Origin of the sequence: Chitinophaga silvisoli, assembly GCF_003412465.1 — a bacterium.
Lineage (GTDB): Bacteria > Bacteroidota > Bacteroidia > Chitinophagales > Chitinophagaceae > Chitinophaga > Chitinophaga silvisoli.
This window is the reverse complement of the sequence record NZ_QTJV01000010.1, coordinates 296,880-312,866: the sequence shown is the minus strand read 5'-3', so window position 1 is coordinate 312,866 and position 15,987 is coordinate 296,880. Positions and strand designations below refer to the sequence as shown.

Here is a 15,987-nt window from a genome sequence, read left to right as displayed (position 1 = left end):
ATGAGAAGTATTATGATATTTATTATTTTGGGGTTCGTAACGGTTAAAAGCTTCTGTCAAATAAATGAAGCAAAGCTGAAAAATTTAAAAGAGAAGTATACATGGGGTAGTATTTATATTACCTATATCTCTTTCATTAATTTAAGATCTATTCTTAAAGATGATCAAAAACTGCACTATATACAGGGTCAATATACACAAAGTTCAATTGCAACCCTTCAGGCCTTTCTATCTAGATATAAAAGCGCTGGTAGTAGCGAATCAATTGCATTTATTGAAATAGATCTAAATAGAATAGAAGCTGGATATAAAAGTCCTAATGACATAGGAGGAGAAATAACTACAATTCCCTGGAGCAAAGAAGATGTAGTGGAGATAGCAGATCTGTGTGACAAGCAACTGACTGCTTTCACTTATCTTAATAACACATTAAGTGCGATAAATGGTGATTCTATACCATTATCAATCGCTTTATTTCGAGTCAATAATTTAAAAGATAGTGCCTATATATCAACGGAGGCATATTATATTGTCGCAAAGTCTTTTCGGGCGCTGGTCTCTGAGAAAGCCGCATTGATGCCCCAATACCCAATAAATGAAAGGGCCGCATTTAAACGTTTTGAAAAAGAATTTGATCAAAATGACTTAATGATAATGAGTAATGAACCTTTTAAAGAAAATATACTTGAACTAAAAAAGGGAGTTAATAAATATTTGATACTGAATAACAAACCAGAATCATTAAAATTTTAGTATACACAATGACAAAGGACCTTTCAATTGGTAGTTAACGAACAATTCGAGACCTGGGGTACTAATAATGTAAGTTTAACCGCAACAAAGATGTTGTTAAACCGTCTGCGAAATGACCATATCCGACCATTAAAAGTTTAACGTCAATAATAAATATGACTATAACAAATAAGATTGCCTTGGTTACCGTTGGAAGTCGGGATTATGTAAAAGCATGCCCATAAAATTCGTTAATAAGGATTGACCTAATGATCACTGATCATCATTAACACGCAGATGCAATGCTGGTAATAATAGAAATGGAGCGAATGGATCAGAAAGCAGCGGCATTACGTTTATGCATAGAAGATTTTTATACCTTTAGTAGTTTTTTCAATGAACCTCGATAGAAATTGCAACAAGACTGCCTTCCGATAAACTGAATTGCAGTTTAAGTTAACACCATTGAACCCGATTAAACAAAACGTATCATCTAAGTTAACACAAAATCTTAATCACCGTCGGCACAAGACAGTCTACCGCATCGAAACAAAACCCCATGTCTGAAGATTCCGCGGATCCTCCACCTATTTCCGTATTCTGTTAACCAAATTGATCTATGGTTCCGCGACCTTTGTACGCGAATTATCATTCGCATTCTTGTAAACAGATCAATAATAAAATGGAAGAAACTAAAGTAGTCATTATAGGAGCCGGTGTCTGCGGATTAACACTCGCCACTTTTCTGCAAAAATCGGGAATACATTGTATTGTATTGGAAAGGCGTGACCGTGCCTATATCGAAACCCGTCAGCGCGCCGGAGTAATTGATTCCCGTGCGGTGAAAATGTTTAAAGATTGGGGCCTTGCAGACAAACTGCTTAGCGGGCCGGCTGCATACGCCATTGAATACCGCCTCAACGGCTCGCCCCGGCTGTTTATCAGCAATGAAGGCAACGACAATGGGACGCAGAGTTTGTTCTGTACCCAGCAGATGCTGGTCAATAATTTATTACGCGACCTGATCGATGTAACAGCAGGTGACATCAGGTTCGAGGTTGCCGATGTAATCATAAGGAACGAGAAAAATGAGCGTCCGCAGGTTACATATACCGACGAAAGCGGTCAGCATCAGGTTACCTGCGATTATATCGTGGGGTGCGATGCAGATCGGGGCATCAGCCGCTCATCTATTCCTGAAGGTGTTCTGACAAAGTACAGCTATGAGTATGGTTATGCATGGCTGGCTGCCCTGGTCGAAGCGCCTGTAACTGGTTATCCAATCATGGCTATCAGCAAACATGGCTTTGCGGCCCAACTTCCGCGAGGTCCACAAAGAAGCCGGTATTATCTGCAATGTGCGTTGAGCGACAATGCCACGGATTGGCCTGATGAGCGGATCTGGGATGAGATCAGATTAAGAATTGGCGACAGTTCTGTTAAAAACGCCCATATTCATAATATTGAGTTCGTACCTTTCCGGTCAGTCGTTTATTCACCCATGCAGTACAATCATCTTTTCCTTGCCGGGGATGCCGCTCACATCGTTCCCCCGGTAAGTGCCAAGGGTATGAATCTTGGTTTGTATGATGTAGAGGTGCTGGCGCAGGCGCTGATCAAAGCGGTGAAGGAACATGACATAACTGCCCTGGAACGTTATTCTGATACTTGCCTGACGCATATATGGAATTACCAGGATTTTGCATTATGGATGGCTGATACCATGCATGATGCAGGTGATCCGACCTTGCATGGGGAATTCCGGCAGATGGTCGCCCGCGCCCGCCTGGATAACCTCTTCCATTCTGCTACAGCAGCCCGATTGCATATGGAATATCAGGGAGGAACGAACTAGCGGATTAATAACCGATATTGCTGTTAGATAAGATGAAGAAAAAAACACAAATACCGGTTCACAGCATGGATGATTGGTTTTCGGGTGTCTATATACAGCCCATGGGCATCCGGAAACTCCATCATCCCGTTTACGAGATGTCGCAGCCCCACCGGCACGATTTTTATCAATGTGTGCTGGTCGACAAAGGAGAAATTGTAATGGAAGTCGATTTTGAAAAGATCCGGCTGCGTGACCGGCACGTGTTTCTTTCTTATCCAGGACAGATACATCACATTGTCTCAACACAAATGCAACATGGCTGGTTCCTGGCTTTTGATGCCGCTACACTGGACAATAACCTAAGGAGTATTCTGGATCAGTTTCTGACGGAAATCATGGTGATGCAATTACCACAACAGCTGTTCGAAAGCTTCTATTCGCTCATGGATCATTTGTATCAGATTTATGTAAATCCAGGACAATTGTATCAGCAACAAGCCCTGCAGGCTATGACCTGTGCCTTTATCTACCAGCTTGCATCAGCTTACCTGCAGGAAGAGCGGTCTGCCCTGAGCAGGCATTCTGCCCGTAATATTGAAATCACCAAAACCTTCCGGGAATTGCTTCGCCATCATGGCAAATCAGTGAGAAGTACCTCACAGTTTGCTGCTAAAATGAACATTACGGCAAGCCATTTGAATGATACAGTTAAATCAGTTACCGGGTTTCCGGTTACTTACCACATCCAACAGGAATTGATAAGAGAAGCCCAACGATTGCTCTGTTTTTCTGACCGGACAATAATGGAAATAGCTGGTGATCTGGGGTTTGATGATCCTAAATATTTTACCCGTTTATTCAGCAAAATTACAGGAGTTGCCCCTGGTAAATACCGGAAAGGTAAGTGCAAGGAATAGTAAGTATCGCTTACAATAATGTCATTGAACTGCGCTTGTCAATTCAAGGATAATGCGGCTCAATTCGCTAAGCAAAGAACTGGCAATTTTATTTGGGAAGTAGAGAATTTTTATTGCGGGAAAAATGAAAAAATTATGCAACAACACGGTTTATAATTCTTAGAAGTCAATATGAGAATTGCTTACCGGTATAATACTTCAATGTGCCGTACAATAACTATTTTGGACATTATTTATATTCCCTAAAACCATACCTTTAATCAACCGGAACAAAGAATTTGTAACCCCTTCATAAATTATATCCCCAAAATATCTTCCTAAGGTATAGAACCACAGAATTACTCCACGTCAAATAACAAATTGATTATTCACTAAAAATTTAACTATGAACAATTCTACCCTATTTCCCCGATTGTGGCTTATAGCCCTGTTAGCCCTTCTAATCTTTCCCAGGCATCTGCAGGCACAAATCACTGCCAGAAAGGTAAGGACTGGTTCAAGTGTTGTACCTTTCCTCCAGTCTAAACCCTATACCCACGATAACCCCGGCACCAATAGAAAATATCCACTGATCATTTTTCTACATGGTGGTGGTGCATTACAAAGCAATGATACCTCCCTTGCACCAGGAGCTCCTGTATGGCAATTAACTGGCTGGGGACCGATGCGTGAAGTTGGTTGGCAAAATAATAACCTGCGGGCTACATGGAATAACAAAACGGACACTTTCCTTGTTTTGCAGCCGCTAGGTCCACTTCCAGTAGGAAGTCCATGGCCCCTTACTTACATTGATGCCATGATCAAATATGCTAAAGACTCATTAAAGGTGGACACAAACCGGATTTACCTGTGTGGACACAGCTGGGGCGGCGCAGGTGTATTTAATTATCTGAATAATACCAGTGCTAATGCTAAAAAACTGGCAGCCGCCGTGACGGTTTCTGCCTGGAATATCGGTCTTTACCTGAATGGTGCCAATAACGTATCGTCAGCAAAACTACCGCTATGGGGCTTTCATGCAGCAGATGACACAACTACCGAACCTGACACCACCATCAACTCCATCAACAGATTGAACGCCGTAAATCCGCAGGTAAAACCTCTGCTTACTATATGGCCTGCAGGAACTGTGTTACCTCATCCCCATAATAGTGCGCCGGAATACGTCTTTGCCATTCATCAGTATCCCTACCTGGAAGATGGTGTCATCAATATCTATGAATGGTTCCTTGCCCAGAATAAAGACTCATTGCCCAATACCCTACCGGTTGCCAGGGCAGGAAACGATACTACCATTACAGCTTCATCCGGATTAGCGAATCTCAATGGCAGCGCCTCCACCGATGTAAATGGATCTATTGTCAGATATGTATGGAGGAAGATTGCCGGCCCGGCAGGCGGCACCATTGCTACTCCCTTCGGAACAGCCAGTGCTACCACGGTTTCCGGCCTGAATACAACAGGTGAATATAAATTCCAGCTCAATGTGGTGGATAACCGGGGAGCCATTGCACGCGATACCCTCACAATTACAGTTGCCAATACGCTAACCTATGGAAAAGCTTTGAACACAGGCGCACCTAATGGACGTGCAGCTACCGGTACTGATGTGACCCAGCTTACCAGCGCATCACAATTCACGCTGGAAGCACTTATCAAAATCGATTCAACAGCCAGCAGCTGGACGACTATCATACGCAAAGGATATAATGGTAGCAACCGGATAATGTTCCATGTGGGTCCTGGCGACAATTCGCTATGGCTTATTATGAACAACAGCAGCACCAGTGAAGGGTATACTACAGCTGGTGTAATTAGCCCTGGAAATTGGTACCACGTAGCCGCCGTATTCGATGGCACGCAGACAGGCAATGCAAACCGCCTTAAAATCTATCTGAACGGAGTACAGCAAAGCCTCAGCTTCAACGGTACCATCCCTGCCACCACCAGCAGCTTGCTTGCTAACCAGGGTTTCTATGCGGGATCTAATGTCAACGATGGTCATATCGACCATATAGATGAAGTAAGAGTATGGAACGCCGCCTTGTCCGGAACAACCATCAGCGACTGGAAAAATAAATTACTTGGTAGTTGCCATCCGAATATCGCCAACCTCGTATTGTACTGGCCACTGGATGACAACACCAATCCAGCCGTCGCCACTGCAGGACTAGGAACGGCATACACAGGGTATGTGGCCAGTGCCGTGTATGAAAATTCCACACTTCCCAGTGTTGATAATGGTTGCAGCGGATCAAGAATGGTAGCAGCGGCTACAGGAGAAGTCACTGATGCTGTATCACCGAGCGGGAAAATTTACCCTAACCCAACGCAGGGAAATGTACGGCTAACTTTTACAGCGACACAGCCGCAAGCTATTACCATTTATGTTATTGATATGCAAGGCAAATATGTTGGGGAAAGGAAAGCACAAACCATAAAAGGGGTCAACAATCTTGATGTCGATCTTTCTTCCCTTCCTTCGGGTTATTTTCTGATAGATGTGCGGACGGGTAGCATTTCACTTAAAAAGTATAAGGTATTAAAAAATTAGGACCCTATAAAAATGGCGCTGCTTACAAGGAGTAAGCAGCGCCATAGCTTATTATTAAATGACCCGATTCAAATTGAGAAAAGCACTCTAAAAGTAATTTTCCGCCTTGTTGTCTGCAGTCAATTTCCTGGGCTACGAAAGTGATGAAAGAACCAGCATTAATGTTTGATTGTAACTACAAAATTAGTACTCACTTTTGCAACTGTAAACGGATCATCTCCTACTATAGGTTCCCCTACAACGATTTTAGTCGGATGGCAAGCATTACCTGTTACTACTTCCTCATTGATATATGCAAGTGTAGTTGTACCCACACTCGGAATTTTAATCGCATATTTATACGCCCCTGCCTTTCCCTGCTCGATGAAAACGGCCAGAGTTCCTGAAGTTGAATCCACCCGGAATCCCACTTCAGGAGTAATGGTGATATCCGAGGTACTGATTTTTTTTGTCTTGAGGATATTTTCCCCCGTTTCTTTATCCACGAAGTCGAGTACAACCGCTGTAGGGGCGGGTACCCCTACAAGACCTTCACAGGGATTCGCCTCGTTCTTTTTGCAGGCAGGACTCAAACTGATGACAGCCAGGAAGAATAAGAGTAGTGTTGTTTTCATACTGAAATGCTTAATATAGGTTACAAGGAGATGTATAAAGAGTATAACGGCTCAACTGATAATAAGTTACAGTTTCCAATAGATTGTTTTTCAGGTGTGACAACAGCTATTGCTATTCCAGTAGATATAATAAAATTCAAACAAATGTGCTTAAACCTTCCCTCTTATAAATTTTCACTTTATGCGAACTCATTGATTAATTGGGTTTGAAAAATCTTCTATTATGTGTTAAATAGACACCAAATAAGATAAGTGACATTTAACGATGAAATTCTTTCTATCAACGATAAAAAAACATAATTCGCAGGAATTGACTGAGATTAAGATGCGTTGTAAATTATTAGTTGTAAATTAGACATGAAATTTGGAAACCGTATACCTTATCTCCTCCAATATTTAAATGTTACCCATTGGAGGCGAATACTAAAATTACATAAGCAAGGACCATGCAAATACAGATCCACTTATGCCACCACAGGTATCGAATCCCGTTATTATTAAAGAGTAATAATAATTTGTAAACCCGGTCTTTTCACACAATCGTCGTGTGTGTCAGACTTACTATTCACAGCAAAGCATTTTTTCAAAACAAAAGAGGAACAAAATGAAGAAATTATTGCTTATTACCTTGTCGCATCAGGCGGCCTGGTGACTATCTATGCCGTTATAGGTATTAAAAGCCGTTATTATTAAGCCATAATAATAATTCGTTAGCTCAGTCTTTTCACACGATCATCCGTGTGGTGGACTTACTATGCATATCAGGGAATTTTTTAACCGAATCAGAGGGACTATGAAAAAGCTATCACTTACTGCCTTGCTGCGCTTTGCAGCATCGTGACTGTGAATACCGTTATAAGTACACAAAGCCTTTATTATTAAAAAGTAATAATAATCTGTTAGCTCAGTCTTTACACACGATCATCCGTGTGGAGGACTTACTATGCACATCCGCGAGATTTTTTTAAACCAAATAAAAAACAAACATGAAAAAGTTGTTGTTTACCTTCCTCGTCGCTATATGCGGCCTGGTGACTATGAATGCAAAAGCCCAAAGCAATTATTATTACGTGGAATCCCTTGGCTACCAGGTAGGGACTGTAACCTGGCTAAGTACCAACATTGGTATTACTACCTCTCAAACCACCACACCAGGCGGTGCTGCGCAATCCTGGACCAACACTTCTCCAGGTGGTACTTACACCTATCCGATAGGCGTTTTCAGTTATGGTGCATATTGGGTTACACCTACTATCTTAACCCCGTTCTCTATTAACATTAACTCTGGATATACTGCCACTGTTAAAAATACGGGAACTACCTCTCAAAAAGTTGCTATCTCTGTAAAAATCGCAACTACCACAGGACAAAATATTGAAACAACATCAGCAGCGGTAACTGTTGCTGCCGGTGCTACTTCAACTATCAGCATCCCTGCCAATTCATTTACTTACACCTCTACACCTCCGGGTGCAGCAAACGGTGCAATTCCAACACTGGTACAACTGCAATTATATCTGGTTAACTAATCACTCAGATAGCCACAAGCATCCTTCGCAAAGAAGGGTGCTTGTATCATTTCCACAACACTCATAGCATTTTCCCTGTTATGTACTGTTAACTCATTTTTCCACGCATTAGTTGCCGTGCAGGAATTACCATGCCTATCCCTCATTTTTTTAATTCAAAAATATAACACATGAAAAAACTGTTGTTATCCTGTCTGATTGCTATATGCGGTCTGACTACCATGAATGCGAAAGCACAGGACCAGAAGTATTGGGTAGAATGTTACAGAAACGAAACCGGTTATTGCAACATTACAAGTGCCTATATTGGCGTGAATACCGCTCAAACCATTTCACCGGGCGTTGTTCAGTCATGGACTAATACAGGAATTTTTACAAGCCCGATTGGTGTGTTCACATATGGTGCGTGGTGGAATACTCCAACCATCATTACTCCTGCATCCATTTCAATCCCAACTACCTCCTACATTACCGTAAAAAACAACAACACCGCTGCTGCTGTAAACGTGCTTATGGCAATATATTATGACAATGGTAAAGGAGGTTCAGCTTATTTCACTTCTGAAACTGTCAGCATTCCAAAAGGCGGAACTGCTAATGTATATTTCCCCGCCAGCTCTTATACTTACACCTATGATCCAAGATCAGGTACTACGCCTATCCTGATCTCATTTGGCTTATTTGAAGCAAATTAGGTTATGTCGCAGATTAGTTTAATTTTACAGGCATCCTTCCGAATGAGGGATGCTTGTCTAATTCCATTGGAATGAGTTGTTTTAAGCACTTATTTGTTTACCTGATATTATTTGCCTCCTTTACAGTACACGCACAACAAACCGGCAAAATATATGGCCAGCTGTCTGATACCCTTACCCATCAACAGCTCAAAGACGCATTTATTACTATTACAAAAGATAATGTTATCAGGCAATCCGTCTTTTCTAATCAATCAGGTGGCTTCAGTGCTGATAATATCCCTTTTGGCCAGTATCATTTAAATATCTCTTTTCAGGGCCTTGCGCCCATCAAGAAATCTTTTACCATAGATGCTAATCACAAGGTGATAAACATGGACACCATTTATATGTTTATACAGGTAAAAGAACTGGACACCGTGGTCATACAGGAACCACCTATCGTAATGAAGAAAGATACCCTCGAATACAATTCCAGTCGCTTCAGGACCAAAGCATATGCTGCACTCGCAGAACTACTGAAAATGCTGCCGGGAATACAAATCCGGAACGATGGAACTATTACCATCAATGGTCAGCCTGTAGACCAGATCTATGTAGATGGTGAACCCTTCTTCTCAGGGGAACCATCAATGGCACTTGAACACCTGCCTGCAGAAATTGTAAAAAAGATCCAGGTTTATGCTACCAACACGAATAACAATAATATACCCGGTCCTCCTCCCCCACCTGGTTTTCCGGGCAACAAAACACTGAACATCGTCTTAAAAGCAGATAAAAGAAAAGGTAACTTCGGTAAAATTGGTGCCGGTGGTGGTACCGGTAGTACCTACAACGCCATTGGAGACCTGAATCATATGAATGGCGGTCAGCAAATTTCCGTCGTTGCAGATGCGGGTAATGTGGACAAAGAGAAAACGGGCACCGATCCCGTACAACCCAACAATGGTATCAGGCGGGTAATGAATGGCGGCATTAACTACCGCGACAGCCGCAATGCCACCTTAAAATTTAATGGCAGCTACCTGGCCAATGACACCCGTACCGAACTTGAATCCAGGTCCCAGACCCTTAATATATTTCCTGGTGACTCCTCTACTTCCCTAAACCAGTCCACCAGGGGCCTGAACAAAATGCGCTCCCACCTTTTTAATGGTAAGATAGATTTCACCCCGAATAGCCGGACCACCTTTAGCATTATCCCAATGTTGAACGTGCAAAATTCAGATAATACGACTATTCAACAAAGTACTCAACACTATGCAAACTCGGGTGCACAGATCTATCAGTCATCCGGAACAAGTAATTCCAATAGTAACAATTCCATGATTAGTTCAAATTTCCAGCTGAACCATACCGGTAAAAAAATGGGAGAAATGTTGATGGCAAACCTCAACATACGCAATGTAGAGAATAAGCGCAGCGCGCAGAATGAAACCGTAACCGAATACAGCGCCTACAGCAAAAATATTCATCAGCTAAGCGACAATAAGAGCGGTAACTTCAATGTTGGTTCTAATGTAATGTATACTAAACCATTGGGAGAGAAATATAATTTCACGGCGCAGGGTACTTATGGCTTTAACAAAGACAATAACCTTTACAATACTTACAAATTCAATGATGCCAGCGGACACTATGATCAGCTGGATTCCACCCAGAGCAATAACTTCATCAGCAACTATCACAGCGGAACAGCACAGGCTTCCATCAGGGGACAGGCAGGTAAATTGAATATTACTTTGGGAGCAGGTCTGCAAGGCGACTGGCTGACGGCTGATAATAAGACTGAACATACACGGTTTTCCCGTAGCTTCATCAATCTGTTACCTCAGGCTATGGTAAGTATTAGCCCGAAAAACGGTAAAATGTTGATGGTGGGTTATAACGGCAGGCCGATGACCATTTCCATACAGCAATTACAGCCGGTGACCGTAACATCCGATTCTCTCTTCATCCAGGAGGGCAACCCTGATCTGAAGCAACCATATACCCACACCCTTAATATGAGCTTTAACGCCGTTAAACCGGGCAGCATGCAACTCTTTACCATCAGCATGGGCGCCAGCATTACTGAACACAGTATTGCCCAGTCTACCACCCTGCTCGACAATGGCGGTCAGCTATCCAAACCGGTGAACCTGGAAGGCGCGCAAAGTGCCAACATTACACTCAATTATTCTACGTCAGCCCTCAAGGGAAAGCTGACCTTTAATATGATAGGCGCTACAGCCTATTCAAAAATTCCCGTGTTAAGTAATGGGATACGGAATGATAGTCGTACATTCACGACCAATAGTGATCTTACCTGTACCTACAATAACCAGAAAGGCTGGGATGTGAGTCTAAGTGTTGGCCCGGGGTATAATATCATGACAACCAGTAGCGGAGTAAGGACAAAATATTTCCAGACAGGCATCACTGGTAAAAGCCTCTATTCATGGAAGAACCTGGAAAGCGGCGTAAGCTGGTACTACAACTTCAATAGCAGTTTGCCACCAGATTATCAGCCGGATTTCCCGATATTATCACCAGTGATACGTTACCGGTTTTTAAAAAACAAGGCATTGCAGGCGAGTGTAACCTGTGTGGATTTGTTGAATCAGCAATCTGGTGCCAGCAGGAGTGTGAGCGCCACTGATGTATCCGATTCATGGACCAGGACAAGAGGGCGCTACTTATTATTTAGTCTGATGTTTAATTTCAAACACTTCAAATAACCAAAATTTCAATTTTTAACCCAAATCCCTCCACATGAAAAAAACGATCATTTTGTTGTTGGTTTGCGTTTGCTCTCTGTTTGCCAAAGCAGCCCCTCCAGACAAGTATTACATTGTATCAGCCAGTGGTTTTGTAACGTACTCTGTGATCCAGACGATCAACATTGGTATTACAACATCGCAGACGACCTCCCCGGGAGTAACGGAAAGCTGGACCAATTATGCGCCGGGTGGTTACTACACCAATCCTGCCGGCCAGTTTTCTTACGGTGCCTATTGGTCTGACCCTACCTTGTTTACGCCTATGACCATCCAGGTATTGTCCGGTTACACTGCTACAATTTATAATGCCAATGGATCAACTGAAAAAGTGAGGATTGGCCTCGCGTTTACTAAAGCTAACGGCACCTCAGAAACCTTCTTTTACGGGCCTACGGTGTCCGTCGGAAACGGGCAGACTGTAACCGTAAGTGTACCTGCAGGTGCATATACCTATACAGCGCCATTGCCGATTGCTTCCGGGCAAAGTTATCCTACTCCGGTGAGGATCTTCCTGACTTATGGTGATTAAAGAAAAAGGTTGCAGCTTTAGGCTGCAACCTTTTTCTTTTAAAGAGTTTCATGTTCCAAATTGCATTTTGCACCTATCTCTTCACCCTGTTCTCCTCACTCTCCGCACTACCCGTCTTTCGTTTCTGCTGATTTGCAATCACCTTACCAAAACTATAAGTAAAACCAACGGTAATAACCTGTGAATCCATGTAATTATGATAAGTTGAAGTCGCCCCCGGAATGTTCGTTATCTTACCACTTGGTGAGAATGTATGGAAGATATCACGGCCATTTACATAAACAGTTGCCTTATCCTTTAATATTTTCTTTTGCACCCCCGCGCCCACCTGCCCGGTAGGAACACTTACGAACTGACCATTCAAGATGCTGGTCTGATAATTCCCACTCAGGTCAGCTGACCATCCCTTACCAAATGTAAACTGGTTAGTAAGACTGGCATACCAGTATGTTTTTCCCCTGTCAAGACTACTGCTATAAATGTTGCCCTTATAATGCACATACACCACCTCATTATAAATATTCATCGTCCACCACTTCGCAGGTTTTAAAGATAAAAAAGCGGTGATACCGGTATATTCCTTCTTTCCAATATTTCCGGCCCGGCTTATGAAAATATTACCATCCTGTTCAATCGTTTCTGTCTGTATATTACTGCTGTAGTTATATAACAAAGTAGTATTGAAAATACTTTTATAGCTATAGGTCAACTCGTAATTACTGGAGAACTGCGGTTTCAGAAAGGGATTACCTGAAAAGTAGGTGAACTTGTCAATGATATTGATAAACGGGTTCAGATCCTGGTAATAAGGTCGCCCGATACGACGGCCATAAGATGCGTTCAGCTTGTGATTACCAGTAGAATCCAGTTTGTATGACACATAAGCGGTTGGAAAGATACTGAGATAATTCTGAGTAAATGCCGAATCAGGTTGCACTGAGTTGCCCGTCTGATGACCGTTGACATTTGTGTGTTCCGCCCTCAGGCCAAGCTGGAGGGAAAAGCGTTTGTAATCTTTATTGAAATTCAGATAAGCTGCTGCTATTTTCTCTTTATAAAAAAAACGGTTGCTACGGCTATCATCAAATGTCTCCTTATTATCCACCACGTTAAAATAACGGGCTGTATTGTCGGTATTCACATAACTGCCTTTCACCCCAGCTTCTACCTTTCCTCCCTTTTTCAGTGGATGTGTATAATCACTCTTGGCGGCATAGATATCGATATCAGCCGGAAGACTGTTGGTAATGTGCTCCGTAGTAATTAAAGCACCAGCGGGATTATATGTATTGTTCAGAAAAGACTGATTTTTCTTTGACCGGTATCCTACATAGTCAAAGTCAAATGTCAGCGTCTTCCCGGTAGAATCGAACTTGTGACCAAAGTTCAGGTTCACACCAGTATTGGTAAATTTGCTGCTTGTATTGTTATCCGCAGTAATCGTACTATCAAGTACACCCTGTCCGTTATACATGGAACTGTAGACAGGACTATTCTCCTTCTTGTCAGTTACAGACCAGTTCAGGACAACACCAATGGTTGTCTTAGGAGAAGCATAAAAATCCATTCCTGCTTTAACAGTTGGGTTCTTTGTTACAGGTCTGAAATAAGACTTTTGCTTGAATGCAGACTCAGGTTTACTTTCACTATCGAAGTAGTTTCTCTGCAAATCCAGGATCCTGTAAGCTTTTCGCTCGTTATAACCGGCATTTGCAAAGAGGTTTACTTTATTAATCCTGTAATTGAGGTTGATATTCTCTGTATGCCGGGGATAAATTGCCTGTCCTGCGGAACCGGAAATAGTCGCGTTGAAACCTGTTACTTTCGTTGTGCGGGTGCGTATATTAATCAGCCCGGCATTACCGGCTGCATCGTACTTTGCCGGCGGATTAGACATTAATTCTATCTTATCCAGCGCTGATGAAGGCAGGGATTTCAGATAAGTGGCCAGGTTTTCTGATGACAGATATGTAGGCTTATCATCGATCAGCACCATCACACCTGACTTCCCTTTAAAAGTGATATTCCCGTTTTCATCAACGATTACTCCGGGTGACTTTGCCAACACTTCCAATGCATTAGCTCCTTCATTAGATACCAGGCTGTGTACGTTCACTACCACACGGTCAATCTGTTGTTCAATAAAGGCCTTTTTGCCAACCACTTCTACTGATTTCAGGACCTTATCACCTGACACCAATGTAATCCTTCCAACGGCCTGGTCCCCGTTATTCACAGCCACCTCTTTTACAAAAGGGACAAATGTCACATAGGTGGCCTGCAAATAATACTGGCCCTCTTTGATATCTGATAATACAAATTCACCCTTATCGTCGGATAGTGCAGTTTTCACTACAGAACTATCTGATTTCAACTGGAGGATGATACCAGCTGCAACCATAGGGTTCCCCTGCTGATCTGTAACACTTCCACTGATCTGGTGACCACTTACGGCAAGGGTATCTTTAAAGATCACGATCATATCTTCCGTAGATTGTTTATAAGTCAGATGATGGGGTTTCAGCAACTGACGAAGAACTTCGCTGACAGGTGCATCGGCTACTTTAATAGTCACCTTTATACCATCCTGCACCACATCATCACTATAAATAATATTATAACGACTCTGTTGTTGTATAGTGGCCAATACTGTCTTAAGGGGCTGATCATTGACTGAAATAGAAACCTTTCTACTTTGGGCAGTACCAATACTGCAGGTAAACAAAAACAGGGCAAAAAGTGAGGACTTTAGGATCTTCATGATCGTTATCTTTTTAATGGATATTAACTATGTTATTCTCTATGGTGTATGTAAATGGGTTAGACAACTTCAGGGCTTCGAGTGCATCCTGCAGACTGGCATCGGCCAGGGTTCCACTGAAACGGACAGTTTTCAGATGAGGGTTGTGGATAACGATCCGGACACCATATTTCAGTTCCAGCTGGGCGGAAAGATCTATCATAGGCTGCTTCCGGAATACTAAGGTATCGCTGGCCCACTTGATGTCACTGGTCCTGAGGTCTTTCAGAGCTGTTACTTTCCAGTCGGTTTGTGCCAGGGTAACAGTAGCCGGCTCCACGGGGATGATGAGCTTCTTACTTTTGTTCAGCAGAATTTTGCGTTCCTGTTGTTCATGACTTACCACCTCTACCCTTCCGTTTACCAGGGTTACTTCTATATGCTTATTGCTTTCGTAGGCATCAATATTGAAGGCTGTGCCCAATACCTGTACATCAATATTCCGCGCATGGATCAGCATGGGTACTGCTGCATTGGCGGCAACATCAAAGAAGGCTTCCCCGTTGAGGAAGATTTCTCTTTCTTTGGTACCAAAGTTTTCACTATACCGGATCTGGGAGGATCGGTTTAACCAGACTTTTGTACCATCAGGTAAGACCTGGAAAATCTTCTCACCACTGGCTGACAGGGTAGTATAGGTAACTGGTTTATCGGTCTGCCGAAACTTATAAAATAAGCCAGCGCCGACTGTCAGCATCAATAGCAAGCCCGCTGCTATTTTCTGCCACAGGTAACCAATACGTTTCAGTGGTTTGACTGCAGGTGCCGCTGCCTCTTGCTCCTGTAACCTGATTTCAGCCCAAACCTCATTTAAGCGGTGTTTCACATGGGGAGTAGCAGCTGTTGCAGGTTGAAAGTTGTCCAGCTCTATGGCCAGAAGCCTCAGTTCCTCGTTGTCAGCCATTACCTGTCGTAATTCCGCCTGCTCCGCTGCTGAGAGGTCACCTGTCAGTTTCTTTGTGTAAAGTGCAATAAAATGATCGCGGTCCATAAGTAATTGTTTACAGCTCATTAATAA

General features: G+C 42.7%; 12 protein-coding genes. 9 read left to right on the top strand and 3 right to left on the bottom strand.

Annotated elements, in window-relative coordinates; all coding sequences use genetic code 11:
* The 4 genes from DXN04_RS25610 to DXN04_RS25595 all read left to right on the top strand — a co-directional run bounded on the left by DXN04_RS25610 (position 1) and on the right by DXN04_RS25595 (position 6,040).
* Positions 1-753, top strand: coding sequence for a hypothetical protein (locus DXN04_RS25610; RefSeq protein WP_116856255.1), 753 nt, complete (start codon positions 1-3; stop codon positions 751-753).
* Positions 754-1,351: 598 nt separating this feature from the next.
* Entirely contained in the window at positions 1,352-2,587 is a 1,236-nt protein-coding gene (locus tag DXN04_RS25605; RefSeq protein WP_116856254.1) for a 4-hydroxybenzoate 3-monooxygenase, read from the top strand.
* A gap of 65 nt (positions 2,588-2,652) precedes the next feature.
* The gene (locus DXN04_RS25600; RefSeq protein WP_233525685.1) at positions 2,653-3,486 is read left to right on the top strand and encodes a helix-turn-helix domain-containing protein; all 834 of its coding nucleotides are present in this window, start codon (positions 2,653-2,655) and stop codon (positions 3,484-3,486) included.
* A gap of 385 nt (positions 3,487-3,871) precedes the next feature.
* Positions 3,872-6,040, top strand: coding sequence for a LamG-like jellyroll fold domain-containing protein (locus DXN04_RS25595; RefSeq protein WP_116856252.1), 2,169 nt, complete (start codon positions 3,872-3,874; stop codon positions 6,038-6,040).
* A 158-nt stretch (positions 6,041-6,198) separates the two neighbouring features.
* On the opposite strand, the gene DXN04_RS25590 is transcribed toward DXN04_RS25595, so the two are convergent.
* Positions 6,199-6,654 (bottom strand): hypothetical protein, encoded by a 456-nt coding sequence (locus DXN04_RS25590; protein ID WP_116856251.1) that lies wholly within the window; start codon positions 6,652-6,654, stop codon positions 6,199-6,201.
* Positions 6,655-7,203: 549 nt separating this feature from the next.
* On the opposite strand from DXN04_RS25590, the gene DXN04_RS34900 reads away from it, so the two are divergent.
* The 5 genes from DXN04_RS34900 (at position 7,204) to DXN04_RS25570 (ending at position 12,169) form a co-directional block, all read left to right on the top strand.
* The gene (locus DXN04_RS34900) at positions 7,204-7,347 is read left to right on the top strand and encodes a hypothetical protein (RefSeq protein WP_158569143.1); all 144 of its coding nucleotides are present in this window, start codon (positions 7,204-7,206) and stop codon (positions 7,345-7,347) included.
* 293 nt (positions 7,348-7,640) lie between these two features.
* Positions 7,641-8,183, top strand: a complete 543-nt coding sequence (locus tag DXN04_RS25585; RefSeq protein ID WP_116856250.1) for a hypothetical protein — start codon at positions 7,641-7,643, stop codon at positions 8,181-8,183.
* Between the two features lie 170 nt (positions 8,184-8,353).
* A complete protein-coding gene (locus tag DXN04_RS25580; RefSeq protein WP_116856249.1) occupies positions 8,354-8,878 on the top strand; it encodes a hypothetical protein in 525 nt (174 codons plus the stop codon).
* A gap of 71 nt (positions 8,879-8,949) precedes the next feature.
* Positions 8,950-11,598: an outer membrane beta-barrel protein gene (locus DXN04_RS25575; protein ID WP_116856248.1), complete on the top strand. Its 2,649-nt coding sequence runs from the start codon at positions 8,950-8,952 to the stop codon at positions 11,596-11,598.
* A 34-nt stretch (positions 11,599-11,632) separates the two neighbouring features.
* Positions 11,633-12,169 (top strand): hypothetical protein, encoded by a 537-nt coding sequence (locus tag DXN04_RS25570; RefSeq protein ID WP_116856247.1) that lies wholly within the window; start codon positions 11,633-11,635, stop codon positions 12,167-12,169.
* Positions 12,170-12,242: 73 nt separating this feature from the next.
* Here the strand turns inward: DXN04_RS25570 and DXN04_RS25565 are convergent, their stop codons facing one another.
* Positions 12,243-14,930 carry an outer membrane beta-barrel protein gene (locus DXN04_RS25565; protein WP_116856246.1) on the bottom strand — a complete coding sequence of 896 codons (2,688 nt, stop codon included), beginning with the start codon at positions 14,928-14,930 and terminating at the stop codon, positions 12,243-12,245.
* 13 nt (positions 14,931-14,943) lie between these two features.
* Entirely contained in the window at positions 14,944-15,960 is a 1,017-nt protein-coding gene (locus DXN04_RS25560; protein WP_158569142.1) for a FecR family protein, read from the bottom strand.
* Between the last annotated feature and the right edge of the window lie 27 nt (positions 15,961-15,987).

Excerpts from the sequence above, each read along its gene's own strand:
- DXN04_RS25610 (WP_116856255.1), top strand. The coding sequence starts at position 1 with ATGAGAAGTATTATGATATTTATTATTTTGGGGTTCGTAACGGTTAAA.
- DXN04_RS25605 (WP_116856254.1), top strand. The coding sequence starts at position 1,352 with ATGGTTCCGCGACCTTTGTACGCGAATTATCATTCGCATTCTTGTAAA.
- DXN04_RS25600 (WP_233525685.1), top strand. The coding sequence starts at position 2,653 with ATGGATGATTGGTTTTCGGGTGTCTATATACAGCCCATGGGCATCCGG.
- DXN04_RS25595 (WP_116856252.1), top strand. The coding sequence starts at position 3,872 with ATGAACAATTCTACCCTATTTCCCCGATTGTGGCTTATAGCCCTGTTA.
- DXN04_RS25590 (WP_116856251.1), bottom strand. The coding sequence starts at position 6,654 with ATGAAAACAACACTACTCTTATTCTTCCTGGCTGTCATCAGTTTGAGT.
- DXN04_RS25585 (WP_116856250.1), top strand. The coding sequence starts at position 7,641 with ATGAAAAAGTTGTTGTTTACCTTCCTCGTCGCTATATGCGGCCTGGTG.
- DXN04_RS25580 (WP_116856249.1), top strand. The coding sequence starts at position 8,354 with ATGAAAAAACTGTTGTTATCCTGTCTGATTGCTATATGCGGTCTGACT.
- DXN04_RS25575 (WP_116856248.1), top strand. The coding sequence starts at position 8,950 with ATGAGTTGTTTTAAGCACTTATTTGTTTACCTGATATTATTTGCCTCC.
- DXN04_RS25570 (WP_116856247.1), top strand. The coding sequence starts at position 11,633 with ATGAAAAAAACGATCATTTTGTTGTTGGTTTGCGTTTGCTCTCTGTTT.
- DXN04_RS25565 (WP_116856246.1), bottom strand. The coding sequence starts at position 14,930 with ATGAAGATCCTAAAGTCCTCACTTTTTGCCCTGTTTTTGTTTACCTGC.
- DXN04_RS25560 (WP_158569142.1), bottom strand. The coding sequence starts at position 15,960 with ATGGACCGCGATCATTTTATTGCACTTTACACAAAGAAACTGACAGGT.